This is a genomic window from Paraburkholderia sp. GAS199 (assembly GCF_050436585.1).
Classification (GTDB): Bacteria; Pseudomonadota; Gammaproteobacteria; order Burkholderiales; family Burkholderiaceae; genus Paraburkholderia.
In genome coordinates this window covers 163605-177413 of the sequence record NZ_JBNDMM010000001.1, presented here as the reverse complement: position 1 = coordinate 177413, position 13809 = coordinate 163605, and the positions used below count along the sequence as shown (strand labels likewise).

Genomic DNA, 13809 nt, shown 5'->3' with positions numbered 1-13809 from the left:
ATGAGCGCAAATGTCGTTCAGCGAACGGCGCGGCGCGCGGGCATCGTCGGTGGCGGCAGTATCGGCGTGGCGTTCGCTGTCACGTTCGCGCGGGCCGGCTGGCAGGTGCGCGTCTTCGATCCCGCGCCGGAAAGGCGCGAGGCCGTGCTTCAGGAAGTGCGCGCGCGACTCGACGAACTGACACGCTTCGGCTTGCTCGATGAAACGGCAAACGACGTAGTGGCACGCGTCGCCGTGGTGGACAGCATCGCAGCCGCGGCCGCCGATGCCGATCTCGTCGAAGAGTGCGCGCCTGAACGTGTGGAGATCAAGCGCGAACTGTTTGCCGAGATGGATCGCGCGGCGCCGCCGAAAGCCGTGCTGGCCAGCGCCTCGTCGTTTCTGGCGACATCGAAATTCGTCGATGAAACGCTGCCGGGGCACGCACGTTGCCTCGTCGCGCATCCGGGCAATCCGCCTTATCTGATTCCTGTGATCGAGATCGTGCCGGCGCCGTTCACTTCGAATGAAGCGGTTCAACGCGCGATGTCGCTGTTTAGCGAAGCAGGGCTCAAACCCGTGCTGGTCGGCAAGGAAGTCGAAGGCTTCATCTTCAACCGGCTGCAGGGTGCCGTATTGCGCGAAGCCTATTGCCTCGTGCGTGATGGCGTCGCCTCCGTCGATGACATCGATACGGTGATGCGCGAGGGACTCGGCATGCGCTGGTCAGTCATCGGGCCGTTCGAGACAGTCGACCTGAATACGCGCGGCGGCATCGCTTCGCACGCGCAGAAAATGGGTCCGTCATACGCGCGCATGGGTGCCGAACGTGGCCAGGATGATCCGTGGACGAGCGAGCTCGTGGGTCATGTCGAAGCGCAGCGCCGTGCAGCATTGCCGCTCGACGAGTGGGACACGCGCGTCGCCTGGCGCGACCGCGCATTGATGAACCTGGCACGCTACCGCCGCGAAAGCGGACGTGCCGCCAACGACGATTGAAACCCTGATCCAAACCTCTGCGTTGCAACGCGCACGCATGCAATAACTACTACGACGACCAACGAGACATTTCATGCAGAAAGTCACCGCCTTCTTTACCGAGCTGATGCGCCGGTATTTGCCCGATCCTTTTGTATTCGCCATCGGCCTCACGCTATTGACGATGGTGCTCGCCGTCACCGTTCAAGGCCAGGCGATCACAGCGCTCACGACAAGCTGGGGCAAAGGCTTCTGGGCGCTGCTCGCCTTCACGACGCAGATGGCCGTGATCCTGGCGATGGGCTATGTGCTCGCCACCGCGCCGCTGACGGAACGTTTTCTCGACCGACTCGTCGCGCGCGTGAACGACCCGCGCATGGCGATCATTGTCGCGACGCTGGTCGGCGGGATCGGCAGCTATCTGAACTGGGGCTTCGGTCTCGTGATCGGCGGCATCGTGGCGCGCAAGCTCGCGCTACGCGTGAAAGGCGTCCACTATCCGCTGATCATTGCATCAGCGTATAGCGGTTTTACGATGTATGGGCTCGGCTTGTCGTCCAGTATTCCTGTTCTGATTTCGACAAAGGGGCACCCGCTCGAAGCGCAGATGGGCGTGATTCCGTTGTCGGAGACGATCTTCTCGCCTGTGATGCTGCTGACGAGTCTCGTCGTCATCATCACGTTGCCGCTACTCAACGCATGGCTGCATCCGAAGCCGGGTCAGCCCTTCAAGGAGATCGACCGTAGCTTCGAAACTGCGCCGGCCACGAGCGCGCCTGCTGTCGACGTGGAAGAGGGCAATACGCTCGCGAACCGCCTGAATAACAGCCGCCTGCTGAGCTATCTGATCGGCCTCATCGGCGTGGGCTATGTGGTGCTGTACTTCATGGGCGGCGGGTCGATGGACCTGAACCTGATCAACTTCATCATCCTGTTCCTCGGCATCATCATGCTGGGCACGCCGATTCGTTACGTCGAAAAGCTGAACGAAGGGATTCGCACGATCAGCGGCATCATCCTGCAGTACCCGTTCTACGCGGGCATCATGGCCATCATGGCTTCGTCGGGATTGGTGAAGACGCTTTCGGCCTTCTTCGTGAAGGTTGCGACGCCGGCAACACTGCCGTTCTGGGGGCTCATCAGTTCGTTCGTAATCAACTTCTTCGCGCCGTCGGGCGGCGGTCACTGGGTTATCCAGGGTCCGTTCATGGTGGAAGCTGCCAAGTCGATCGGCGCGTCGGTTGCGCACACATCGCAGGCCGTGATGCTCGGCAACGCCTGGAACGACCTCGTGCAACCCTTCTGGATCCTGCCGGCGCTTGCGCTGTCGAAGCTGAAGCTGAAGGACATCATGGGCTACACGGTCATCATGATGTTCTGGATCGGCATTGTGTACACCGTGGCGATTCTGGCCTGGGGTTAAGGTCAATCTGACGGGACGTGGTGAAATCCGGCACGTCCCGTCAATATTTAATTTGGAGAAGAAGGATGCTATTTCTGGCGCATATGCAGGTACAGATTCCGCCTGATGCCGACAAGGACATGATCGAGCGGGTCAAAGCAGAGGAGAAGGCTTATTCACAGAACCTTCAACGCGAAGGCAAATGGCGTCACCTGTGGCGCGTCGCCGGCGAATATGCGAACTATAGCGTGTTCGATGTCGCGTCAAATGACGAACTGCATACGTTGATCAGTTCGTTGCCGCTGTTTCCGTTTATGAAGATCACTGTGACGCCGCTTGCGCAGCATCCGTCTGCGATTGTTCCGAACTAAGCTAACTCATGCCTTTTATCATCGAAACTTTCGACAAGCCGGATTCCGCGCAACTGCGGCTCGATAAGCGGCCTGAGCATCTCGTGTTTCTGGAACAGCAAAAGCGTCTGCTGCTGGCGTGCGGCGCCAAGTTGACTGATGACGGCGAGAGCGCAGGTGGAGGCGTGTATGTCGTCGATGTGGAAACGCGAGAAGAAGCCGAGCGCTTCATAGCGCAAGATCCTTTTGCGCTTGCAGGACTTTTCGAGCGGCTGAATATTCAGCGATGGCGAAAGGCCTATGTCGACGGCGTCTGCTACCTGTGACGTCGAGTCGTGATCTGGCAACGCCAAGATTGAACTCGCTTGCACTTCTGTGAACAAGCCTGGCGCCATCGTGGGCACTAACATCACGATGGCGCGTCTCAACTTACTTCGAGGCCAAGGCAGTCTCTCCGCCCAACAGTTTCTCGATCTTCCACTCACCGTCTACGACCTTGAAAATCGTGAAAGCCGGATTGCGCAGATTGCCTTGTTCGTCAAACGCAATCGTGCCGGTCACACCCTGACGGCTGATCGCGTGCACTGCCTTCGTCAGCGTTGCCGGATCGGTTGACTGGGTCTTTTCGACGGCTTCGATGAACGTGGCGGTAGCGTCGTAGGCGAACGGCGCGTGCAACTCGACCGGATGGTGATAACGGGCACGATACGCCGCATCGAACTGCTTGCCACCGGGCATTTCCTCGAGCGGCCTGCCGGGTTCAAGTGCGATGACGCCGTTGGCGCCAGCGCCCGCCAGTTGCACGAACGTATGGCTCGTACCGCCCGCGCCGAGCAGTGTCGCCTTGATGTTCAACTGCTTCATGCGACGCGCAACCTGCGCTTCTTCCGTGTCGAGCCCGCCGAAGAACAGCACGTCGACGTGTTTGGCTTTCAGCGTGGTCAACACGCCGCTGAAATCAACGGTTTTGTCGTCTACATACTCGTGATCGACGATGGTGCCGCCATTCGCCTCGACGCCCTTGATGAACTGCGTGGCGAGACCCGATCCAAACGCCGTGCGGTCATCGATCACACCGATGTTTTTGCCTTTGAGCGTCTTCACCGCATAAGCGCCGGTGATCGCGCCGCTCAGATCGTCATGGCCCATGATGCGAAACGACGTGTCATATCCCTGCAGCGTGTACTGATGGCCGGTGGAGGCCGGCGCGATCTCTGGAACATGCGCCGCGTTGTAGACGCGCGAAGCAGGGATGCTGCAACCGGTATTCCAGTGACCCACCACGCCCACCACGTGTTGATCGACCAGTTGCTGTGCAACCGTCACAGCGGTGCGCGGATCAGAAGCGTCGTCGACGGAGGCCAATGCAAACTTGACCGGTTTGCCGTTCAGCGTGGGATGTTTCGCGTTGGCGTCGTCGATCGCGAGTTGCGCGCCGTTTTCCAGGTCCTTGCCGATTCGCGCGGACGGGCCGGTCAATGGTCCGGCGAACCCGATCAGGATCGTGCTCGTGTCGTTCGCAACGGGCGACGACCCTTGAGCGTGAGCCGCATGGGATGCGAGCAGCGGCAGGGCGGCTGAAAGTGCAAGCTGCAGCACTTTGAAGGACGGCTTGGCGGGCTTGGAGGTGTGGTGTGACATATCTTGTATAGGCAGACAGAACTTGGGTTGGATGAAAGGCGCCTGCGATGTTGCTGCGCTCTAGCGTGCGGGCGTGACGTGGCGAATCGCGTCCAGCGTCGCGGCGGTGGTCGCCACCGCGCCAAATACGCCGCTCTTCTTGATCAGCAAGCGCAACGCAGCTTCGTGGACGTCCTCGGTTCCGGCTGCGGTGGCATCGGAAACGGTCAATGTGTCGTAGCCACGATCGAGCGCTTCACGTACCGTGGTGTGGATGCAGCAGTCGGTAGTGAGGCCGGCGAAGATCAGATCCCGAATGCCGTTCTCACGAAGGAAGCCGTCGAGATTTGTCGTTGAAAACGCGCCGTACGACGGTTTGTCGAAGACGGCTTCGTTCGCGAGGGGCGCGACTTCGGGAATGATCTCCCAGCACGGTTCGCCCTTGATCAGATAGCGTCCGTTCGGACCGCTATCGCCCACGGCAACGCCGCGGCCGTCTGCTCCTCGCCAGAGGCGATGAGGCTGCACATCGGACAAATCCGCCGAGAACGTTTCGCGCGTATGGCAGACCGTGATGCCGCTCGCGCGGCACGCTTCGAGCAACGCCTGAATCTTTGGAATAGGTTTGCGCAAGGCGGTCAGGTCGAAACCGAAGCCAGCCATGTAGCCGCCTTCCGCGCAAAAGTCGCCTTGCACGTCGATCACAATAAGGGCCGTCGTGGCAGCCGATATTGCGCGGTTCAGCGGAAATGCGTAAGGCGCTGCGCCGACGCGGTCTGCAGGTGTGGAAGTCATATCGAGGCAGGTCCGTGGGCGCCATACGAACGACGCCGTGATTAATAGAGTGTGTGCGCTGTCCGGGCGCGGGCTAAACGTCGGCGCAACAGATGCCGGCGGCTTCGGCTACGGCGTGAAGCAACACGTCGGCGCCCGCGGTCGCCCATTCCGGCGTGATGGCTTCGGCCTCGTTGTGGCTCAGGCCACCCACGCAAGGAATGAAGATCATCCCCGATGGCGCTACGCGCGCTATGTAACACGCGTCGTGTCCAGCGCCTGAGACAATGTCCTGATGCGGTAGGCCGAGAGTGCGTGCGGCTTGTCGGACGGCGTTGACGCATTCAGGCGCAAACGGCACCGGGGCATAGTCAAAAATCTGCGTGATTTCGACCTCGAGATTCTGCGCGAACGAAATCCGCTGTACTGCATCACGCATGCTTGCGTCCATCGCATCGAGCACGGCGCTTTCAGGGTGACGAAACTCGATCGTAAAAAAGCATTCGCCCGGCACGGTGTTGCGCGAATTCGGACGCGCTTCGATCATTCCCACGGTGGCACGGCCATGCGGCGAGTGCTGCAGACCGAGTTGATCGACGAAATCGATGACTCGCGCCGCACCGACCAGTGCGTCGCGCCGCAATTCCATTGGCGTCGTGCCGGCATGTGCGTCGGTGCCGCGAAAGGTCAATTCGTACCAGCGTTGTCCCTGGCCCGCCGTTACCACACCAATCGTCTTGCCCGCGCGCTCCAGCACCGCACCCTGTTCAATATGCAATTCGAAAAACGCGTGAACAGGAAATCCGCTGGCCGGCTCGCTTCCGGCATAGCCGATCGCCTGAAGCGCCTCACCGATGGTCGTGCCCGTCGCGTCCTTTCGCGACAACGCGAAGTCGAGCGAGAAAGCGCCCGCGAACACGCCTGAGGCAACCATCGCCGGCGCGAAGCGCGAGCCTTCTTCGTTGGTCCAGATGACGACGTCGACAGGTCGTTCCGTTTCGACTCCAGCGTCGTTCAGAGCCCGAACCACTTCAAGGCCGCCAAGAACGCCGTATATGCCATCGTACTTACCGCCAGTGGGCTGCGAATCGGCGTGTGAACCCGTGACAACGGGCGCCGCATCGGGTTGTCGGCCCGCGCGTCGCGCAAAAATGTTGCCCATCTGGTCGACGCGGATCGAGCAACCCGCGTCATTTGCCCACGTGACAAACAGGTCGCGCGATTCCCGGTCCAGTTCGCTTAGCGCGAGGCGGCAGACACCGCCTTTGGGCGTCGCACCGATCTGCGCCATGCGTTCGAGTGACGCCCAGAGACGTGCGCCATTGACGCGAGGCAGCCGTGTAGAGTCGAAGCGGGCAAGCACGTCATTCATCGCTATGCTCCGCCGAACGCGGCGAACTCTCGCCGGCGTCATTCATCCGATAGCGGAAATCACAACGCGGGCCGCCCTGCATCAGCGTGGTTGTACGCGTCAGTTCGATGCGAGAGTCGTAGCCCTCGATGAAAAGCGCGTCACGCGCGCAACTCAGGAGATGTCCAATCTCACCGAGTCCCATCTCGTGATACATCTCCGCGTAGCGGCAGCGGTGTACGTCGTAATCGTAATGTGCGGCGTCTTCACGCTGCACCGAAACATTTAACGCATCGTCCTTTTCCCACAACACCTGCAATGCGACGAACGATGCGATGCTCGTGCCGTTTTTCTCCTGCGCGGCGAACGTTGCTCCAGCGGCCACTGCGGCACCCCGCACGGCTTCGCCGATCACGGCCTGTGCTTTTTCCGTGCCGAGATCGCGTTTGAGGATCTGATAGATGGGTTTGATGATTTCGGCTTCGATACGACGGCGAGCCAGAATGCCGAGACGATCGTCGTCTGCGTGGGGCGCGGCGATCGGAGTGCTGTTTGTGGTTGTCATAAAACGTCCGGCGTGGGGTGCTTGATATGTGAGAAATATTAAGTTATCGCCGAGGTGACGCAAAATGAAAAATAATTACATAGACAGATGAATTCAGAATTAGGCCTGAAGAGCAGGGATTATTGTGCCTTATGAGGGGCGGTGTCATATCTGCCATATCTCGCTTATAATTCAATACATGAAAAATATCGAACAATTGAGCGATGATCCGCCGCTGCGTGCTGTGCGTGCCTTTGAAGCGTTCGCGCGCCTTGGATCGGTCACGCAGGCGAGTGCGGAACTCGACATCACACCTTCCGCGGTCAGCCACCAGTTGCAACTACTCGAAAGCTTCGTGCAAACGCCGCTTACTCGTAGGCAAGGTCGCATGCTCGTGCTAACCGACGAAGGTCGGGACTATTACCGTTCGATAAGTGCTGCGTTTTCGGTTTTGCGTAGTGCGACAGGCATAGTGCGGAGCCGCACGGCGCTACGACAGGTGACGATCAGCCTGATTCCGCTCTTCGGCATTGGCTGGTTCATACCGAAGCTCAGCGCGTTTCTCGCCGACAACGAAGATGTGGACGTCAACGTGCTGTACGCGCATCACCGCAACTATCACAGCGACGCATCGGATATTTCAATTCGCTTCGGCGCGGGCGAGTGGGCCGGTTATACGAGCACGAGGTTGCTGTCGGGGCAGGTCGTGCCGGTGTGCAGTCGCGTGTTCCTGAAGCAGCGCGGGCCGATCAGAAATGCGGCCGATATCGCCGCGCTGCCGCTTCTGCATGACGAAGATCGTGCAACATGGGTCGCATGGCTGCGTCAGCAGGGCGTGCCGAACGTGCACCACGCGATCGGACCGCTTTTCGAGGATGGTCAGTTGACGCTGAACGCAACGCAGGCTGGGCTCGGCATTGCGCTGTTGCGCGCGCCGCTGATTGAACGCGAGCTTGCGTCGGGAGAACTGGTTCGTCTCTCCGACGCGGCGCTGGACGATGGTCGCGATTACTATCTATGCACGCGCACCGACACTGACTTGCCTGCTGGGGCGCGACGCCTCGCGCAATGGATTCAGAGCGAGATGAATCGCTGATTACAGCTCAGCGAAGCAACATGCCAGAGAATGGAGAATGTCGAAACGCAGCGCATCCGATCCATCAGCGTGTATGACCACGGCGCCCTCTGCAAGCGTTCGGTTTCGTGATGTGGAAATGGTCCGCGTGCATATAGCCATGCTTGCCAGTTGGGCGTTTTGCTGGGTACGCACGCGATTGCCGTCCTTGGCAGTTGCTATTCGGTGAGCGAAGTCATTCCGTCACTGAGCGTCGGTCACGCTGCGGCAGACAGGGAGTTTGCAGCGAACCTGATTTTTATGATTTGGGATCGCTGCCGTTATGGGTGTCCCGGACGGTGTACGCACTGGCTAAAACATGCCAGTCACTCGCCGGACCTGATTGGCCACACGGCCTTCTGCGCTGCGTTGAACTGCGGATCGTATTCCACATCCACCTTCACTTTCTTTTTGATTGCGTGACCATCATAAAGAATGTCGGCAACCCGCTGTTCCTGACCGACCAGTCCCGAGTCGAACTTGACGAACGCGCCGCTGCGCACGTGATATTCGAACGCCGCACGCTCGTCGGAGACTTTCAGCGTGTCTTTGAGTATGCCCACCACCGTGTCGCGGTTCGCGTCATGCCACGCCCAGTAGCCTGACATCCGTGAGAAAAAGTCCTGTAGTGCGGCGACCTTGGCCGGATCTTTCAGCACGTTCGAAGTCGTGGTCCACACGTTCAACGCGGGGATTCCCGTGTCGCGATCGGTCAGCAGCACGCGGCCCGCGCCGGATTTGATAGTGGTAAGAATCGGTCCCATGCCTCCCGAGACCACATCGACCTCGCCTGCATTAAAGCCGGCCGCCGCCGTGGCCGCATCGGCGAACTTGATCGGCTCGATGTCCTTCTCGGTCAGGCCGGCTTTGACCAGTGCCGCGAGATACTGCGAATGGGCGTAGCCGCCGTAGTTGTAGCCGACCTTGTGCCCCTTTATGTCCTTCGGAGCGTTGATGTTCGCCGAGGTTCGCACGGCGGTGACGGCGGCTGGATAGTCTTTAGAATACGCATTGCGCCAGGCCGCGACGATACGCAGCGGTACTGAATCCTTCGTCCATTCCGTACGAGCGTTGGCCTGTTCGATGGTGAGCGAAGTGTCGCCCATATGACCGAGGTCGATCCGGTTTGCGTACAGCGCGGAGAGATTCGCCGCGGGTCCCGTCAGCAACACCCACTCGATCTGGTAAGGCGCCGAATTGACGACCCCGGATTGACGGATCAGCGCGGGAAAAGCGGGGTCCTGATAAGCGATGACGAGTTTGGTGCCCTTCAGATCAGGTTGCGCTTGTGCGCGAATGGGGCTGGAAAGCGTGAGCGTGGTTGCGGCAATCAGCATTGCAATGCCGGAGAATACATTTTTTATTCGGGACATATTTCGGATGGAATGGAGAGAGAGTGAGAAAGAGATCAGGTCATGCTGAGCGAAAAACTGGACAGGAGTTCTCGCTTGAGCAGGTTGAACTCGGGGGAAGTCACGTCGCGCTCACGCGGCAGATCCACACGCATCTCGTGATGGATTCGCCCTTGCGAAAGAATCACGATGCGATCGGCGAGAAGCAACGCTTCTTCGAGGTCGTGCGTGACGATCACCAGACCGAACCGGTAGCGCGACCAAAGTTTCGACACGAGGGTTTGCATGCTGCGGCGAGTGAAGGCGTCGAGCGCGCTGAACGGTTCGTCGAGCAGCATGAGTTCCGGGCTGCGCTGCAACGCCCGCGCAATCGCCACACGCTGCGCCTGGCCGCCTGAGAGACTGACGGGCCAACTGGTCAGCTTGTCCTCAAGTCCTACATCGCGCAGCGCTGCTTCTGCGCGCGTTCGGGCGTCGGGGCGATGAGCGTCGTCGAGCAACACGTTTTTCCAGACCCGCAAGGCCTGGATCAGCCGTGGCTCCTGAAAAACGACCGACGTACTGGCGATGATGTCCGTCGTGCCGCTCGAGGCGGTCTCGAGCCCGGCGAGCAGCCGCAACAGCGTGGTCTTGCCGGTTCCGGACGGACCGACTAGCGCAACGCATTCTCCGCGGCGAACGGTGAAGTCCACGTTATCGAGCACGGTGTTCTCGCCATAGCGTTTGCGAACGCCGGACAGGCGCGCGACCACACGCGCTTCGTCGTCGTGCAAGTGGTAAGCGGGCTCAGACATGCGTGCCTCTCCAGACGAGAATCTTGCGTTCGAGAAGGCGCAGCAAAGCGTCCACCAGAATGCCGAGCGCCGCGTAAACCAGGATGCCCGCGATGATGATGTCCGTGCGCTGAAACTGGTTCGCGTTGTTCAGGATGTAGCCAATACCTGCACTCGCATTGATCTGCTCGGCGGCCACTAGCGCAAGCAGCGAGATCGCTGCCGAATAGCGTACGCCGACAAGAATGCCCGGCATCGCCGTCGGCAGGATGATCAGGCGTATCTGATGACGTCGCGTCAGCCGGAACGTGCGGCCCAACTCAAGCAACTTGGGATCGATGCCGCGAATGGCGTGATAGGTGCCGAGATACATCGGTGACAGCGCCGCCCCTCCGATCAGTGCGATCTTGGACACTTCGCCAATGCCGAACCACACGACGAAGATCGGCACGAGTGCGATAAACGGTATGGTTCGAAGCATCTGCAGCACCGTATCGAATCCCCGTTCCGCGTTTTTGCTGAGGCCCGCAGCGGTGCCGAGCATGAGACCCGCACCGCCGCCGATGAGCAGCCCGAGCGCCGCGCGTGCGAGCGATATTTTGAGGGCGTCCTGCAGGTCACCCGACTGCCAGAGTTCGCGATAGGCGGCCACCACGGAGGAGGGCGGCGGCAGCACGAAATCGGTCGCGAGACCGAGCGATGAAGCCAGTTGCCAGCAGGCGAGCAATAGCAATGGGACGATGGCGCGCAGCGCAGGTTCACGCATCGCGGGGAACCAGGTCGATCCGCTGAGCGGACGGGCGACGGGCGCTTCTCTTAAGGTCGATTCTCTTGTGGACATAAGTCTTCTATCGCTCCATCAGGCGGAACTCATGAGAGAGGCCGACTCGTCCGCATAGCGGCTTTGCGGACGAGGAAGGCCATAGTGTTCGCGCAGGGTCGTGCCTTCGTAATCGCGTCGGAAAATGCCTTTGCGCTGCAACAGCGGAACGCCGTGGTCCACGAAATCGGCCAGCCCGGCGGGAAACGTGTCAGCGTTAAGGTTGAAGCCGTCGGCGGCGCGTTGTACGAACCAGCGTTCGATGTCGTCTGCAATGGTCTCGGGGGTGCCGACGATCATGCGATGTGCACCCGGATTGCGATCGAGCAGTTCGCGCACAGTCAGGTTCTCGCTTTGCGCCAGCAACACCGTTGAACGGATGAAGCCGTGTGAGACGTCGGTGCGTTGGCTCTTTTCGATACGCGCGTAAGGCAGCGGTGCATCGAGTTCGAGGTCCGTCGACGCGAGGCCTAATGCACCAGCGAATTTTGCGAGTTCGGCACTGCGGTCCAATAGTGCGTCGAGTTCCGCTTTGTGACGGCGCGCTTCTTCGAGTGTGCCGCCGATCACCGGGTAGAGGCCGGGCAGAATCAATAGATGGTCGGGTTGACGGCCGTGTTCCACCGCGATCGCCTTGATCTCCCGATAAAACGCCTGGGCGCTTCCGAAAGTGGTCTGTGCGGTAAAGACAGCGTCCGCGTGGCGTGCGGCCAGCGCGACGCCGGCAGGCGATCCGCCCGCCTGCACGAGAACCGGCCGACCTTGCGGGCTGCGCGGCACGTTCAGCGGTCCGTGCACCTGGAAGTACGGACCTTCGTGCGCGATTGCATGTACGCGCGCCGAGTCGGCATACTGGCCGCTCGCCTGGTCGGCCACCAGCGCGCCGTCTTCCCAGCTATCCCAAAGCTTTTGCACCACCTCGACAAACTCGCCGGCGCGCGCATAGCGCGCTTCCTTGTCGAGCGGTGCTGGCATGCTGAAGTTGGCTGCGGCGTTCGCATCGTATGTAGTCACCGCATTCCACGCGGCGCGTCCTCCGCTCAGATGGTCCAGAGACGCGAACCGTCGTGCGAGGTTGTACGGGTCGTTAAACGTGGTCGAGGCGGTGCCGATCAGTCCGATAGAGCGCGTAACGCCTGCAAGCGCGGTGAGCAGGACGGTCGGTTCGAGCGACTGCCACGTACCTGTCGCATGACCACGCAAGGCCGCCATGTCGGACAGAAACACGGCGTCGAGCTTGCCGCGCTCGGCGGTCTGGGCGATCGAGGTGAAATGCGCGAGGTCGGTGATCGCGCGTGGATTACCGGCCTTGCGCCAGGCGGCCGGATGACGGCCGAGGCCTGAAATATTGGTATTCAGATGCAGCGTGCGGCGTGGACTCATGATCGTGTTCCGATGCAAAACAGCGTTCAGGGGAGGGCCAATGCAGGGCTTGGAAGTGAGACCCAGCGAGCGGTGCTCTGCTTCGAATTCCTCATCTCCGTCAACGGCGCGGACTCAGTTCGACGGCAACTGTGCCTTCAGAAAAATGCGGCGCGCGGCAAGGGCGCGCCATTGACCGCGTGGTCGCCAATTGCGCGTGCCTTGTAGACGACCGGGTTGTGCGAGGAAATCGTGCGGATATTGCGCCAGTGACGGTCGAAACGTGCGCTCTCTCGCGCAGCGGACGCTCCGCCGGCATTGAACAGAGACGTGGCCGCGCGCAACGCGAGGTCGTCGATCGCGACTTTGGATTTCGCCGCCTGCAACGCTGCCTCGACATACAAGGCTTCGTCGGGCGCGCCCGCGAGCGATGAGTCGAACGCGCTGCCGAGCGTGACGGCACCCCGCAGCACCGCCGACTCGGCGATGTAGGCCGCGCTCTGCAATTCGCCGATCACCTGTTGAAGCAGCGGATCGTCGGCGGGACGCGGAGCGCTCGCGTGGTAGTAGTTGCGCTCGCGGCTGCCGAGCAGACCGCTCGCGTCCGCCGCGATACGGCGCACGATGCCCGCGATGATCGTCGTGAGCCAGAGCTGCGCGAACGTCGCCTGATGCGGAATACGCACGTCTTCGTCGAGCGGCAGCACGTCGCGCGGGTCCACATCGACATCGGTGAATACGGTGGTGCCGCTCGCGGTATTGCGCTGGCCGATGCCGTCCCAGTCGTCCTGCACGTCCACGCCTGGCTGCCGGGTGCCCACGCGGGCCGCGATGAAACGCCCGTCGGCCGCTTTCGCATTGACGATGATGTGGTCGAAATACAGATTGCCCGTGCTGTAATACTTCTTGCCGGTCAGGCGATAACCGCTGCCGTGTGGCACGAGCCGTGTGTTGCCGTCGCCATCGCCGACATGTTGCGTGCCGATCTCGCTCGCGCCTAGACCGAACAGCTCGCCCGCGAGAACCCGGTCGAGCCAGCGCTGATATTGAGGAAGATGCGCAGCGCGGCGCGCCTTCTCGACGAACGCGAAATGGTTGCGCAGAATGTGCGGGATGTTCGAGTCGGCCGCGGCGAGATCGAGCACGAGTTCATAGACCTGCGGAAGCGTCGCTCCCGCGCCGCCTTGTGAAGCGGGCAGGCGGAACAGGCCGAGACCCGCCGCACGAATCCGCTCGATGGCATCGCGCGTGCCGGCCGTATCACGCTCCCGGGTTTCCTCGGTTGCTTCAATATGACCGATCAAGGCGCGCAGTGCGTCGCTGCCGGGCAATACGCTTGTGAGCGCTGACGGACGAGAGAGGGGATCGGATAGGGAATTCATTGTTAGCA

General features: G+C 60.8%; 14 protein-coding genes. 5 read left to right on the top strand and 9 right to left on the bottom strand.

Features of this window, described 5'->3' with window-relative positions:
* The 4 genes from P3T18_RS00730 to P3T18_RS00715 all read left to right on the top strand — a co-directional run bounded on the left by P3T18_RS00730 (window position 1) and on the right by P3T18_RS00715 (window position 3035).
* Window positions 1–978 carry a 3-hydroxyacyl-CoA dehydrogenase gene (locus P3T18_RS00730; RefSeq protein WP_429297990.1) on the top strand — a complete coding sequence of 326 codons (978 nt, stop codon included), beginning with the start codon at window positions 1–3 and terminating at the stop codon, window positions 976–978.
* Window positions 979–1051: 73 nt separating this feature from the next.
* Complete coding sequence (locus P3T18_RS00725; protein WP_429297989.1) at window positions 1052–2380, top strand: short-chain fatty acid transporter; 1329 nt, start codon at window positions 1052–1054, stop codon at window positions 2378–2380.
* 65 nt (window positions 2381–2445) lie between these two features.
* Complete coding sequence (gene catC / locus P3T18_RS00720; RefSeq protein WP_429297988.1) at window positions 2446–2730, top strand: muconolactone Delta-isomerase; 285 nt, start codon at window positions 2446–2448, stop codon at window positions 2728–2730.
* 8 nt (window positions 2731–2738) lie between these two features.
* A complete protein-coding gene (locus tag P3T18_RS00715) occupies window positions 2739–3035 on the top strand; it encodes a YciI family protein (RefSeq protein ID WP_429297987.1) in 297 nt (98 codons plus the stop codon).
* A 103-nt stretch (window positions 3036–3138) separates the two neighbouring features.
* On the opposite strand, the gene P3T18_RS00710 is transcribed toward P3T18_RS00715, so the two are convergent.
* The 4 genes from P3T18_RS00710 to P3T18_RS00695 form a co-directional block, all read right to left on the bottom strand.
* Entirely contained in the window at window positions 3139–4350 is a 1212-nt protein-coding gene (locus P3T18_RS00710) for a branched-chain amino acid ABC transporter substrate-binding protein (protein WP_429297986.1), read from the bottom strand.
* Between the two features lie 60 nt (window positions 4351–4410).
* A complete protein-coding gene (locus P3T18_RS00705) occupies window positions 4411–5124 on the bottom strand; it encodes a cysteine hydrolase family protein (protein WP_429297985.1) in 714 nt (237 codons plus the stop codon).
* Between the two features lie 73 nt (window positions 5125–5197).
* Window positions 5198–6475 carry a Zn-dependent hydrolase gene (locus P3T18_RS00700; RefSeq protein WP_429297984.1) on the bottom strand — a complete coding sequence of 426 codons (1278 nt, stop codon included), beginning with the start codon at window positions 6473–6475 and terminating at the stop codon, window positions 5198–5200.
* Window positions 6468–7019, bottom strand: coding sequence for an L-2-amino-thiazoline-4-carboxylic acid hydrolase (locus P3T18_RS00695; RefSeq protein ID WP_429299011.1), 552 nt, complete (start codon window positions 7017–7019; stop codon window positions 6468–6470). The genes P3T18_RS00700 and P3T18_RS00695 overlap by 8 nt, the downstream gene beginning before the upstream one ends.
* 178 nt (window positions 7020–7197) lie before the next feature.
* Between P3T18_RS00695 and P3T18_RS00690 the strand changes: the two genes are divergently transcribed.
* Window positions 7198–8094 carry a LysR substrate-binding domain-containing protein gene (locus P3T18_RS00690; protein ID WP_429297983.1) on the top strand — a complete coding sequence of 299 codons (897 nt, stop codon included), beginning with the start codon at window positions 7198–7200 and terminating at the stop codon, window positions 8092–8094.
* Window positions 8095–8438: 344 nt separating this feature from the next.
* Here the strand turns inward: P3T18_RS00690 and P3T18_RS00685 are convergent, their stop codons facing one another.
* The 5 genes from P3T18_RS00685 to P3T18_RS00665 form a co-directional block, all read right to left on the bottom strand.
* A complete protein-coding gene (locus P3T18_RS00685) occupies window positions 8439–9449 on the bottom strand; it encodes an ABC transporter substrate-binding protein (RefSeq protein ID WP_429297982.1) in 1011 nt (336 codons plus the stop codon).
* 71 nt (window positions 9450–9520) lie between these two features.
* Window positions 9521–10258: an ABC transporter ATP-binding protein gene (locus P3T18_RS00680; protein ID WP_429297981.1), complete on the bottom strand. Its 738-nt coding sequence runs from the start codon at window positions 10256–10258 to the stop codon at window positions 9521–9523.
* Window positions 10251–11078, bottom strand: coding sequence for an ABC transporter permease (locus tag P3T18_RS00675; protein WP_429297980.1), 828 nt, complete (start codon window positions 11076–11078; stop codon window positions 10251–10253). Before P3T18_RS00675 ends, P3T18_RS00680 begins: the two co-directional genes overlap by 8 nt.
* Window positions 11079–11096: 18 nt before the next feature.
* A complete protein-coding gene (locus P3T18_RS00670) occupies window positions 11097–12440 on the bottom strand; it encodes an LLM class flavin-dependent oxidoreductase (RefSeq protein ID WP_429297979.1) in 1344 nt (447 codons plus the stop codon).
* Between the two features lie 137 nt (window positions 12441–12577).
* A complete protein-coding gene (locus P3T18_RS00665; RefSeq protein WP_429297978.1) occupies window positions 12578–13801 on the bottom strand; it encodes an acyl-CoA dehydrogenase in 1224 nt (407 codons plus the stop codon).
* Between the last annotated feature and the right edge of the window lie 8 nt (window positions 13802–13809).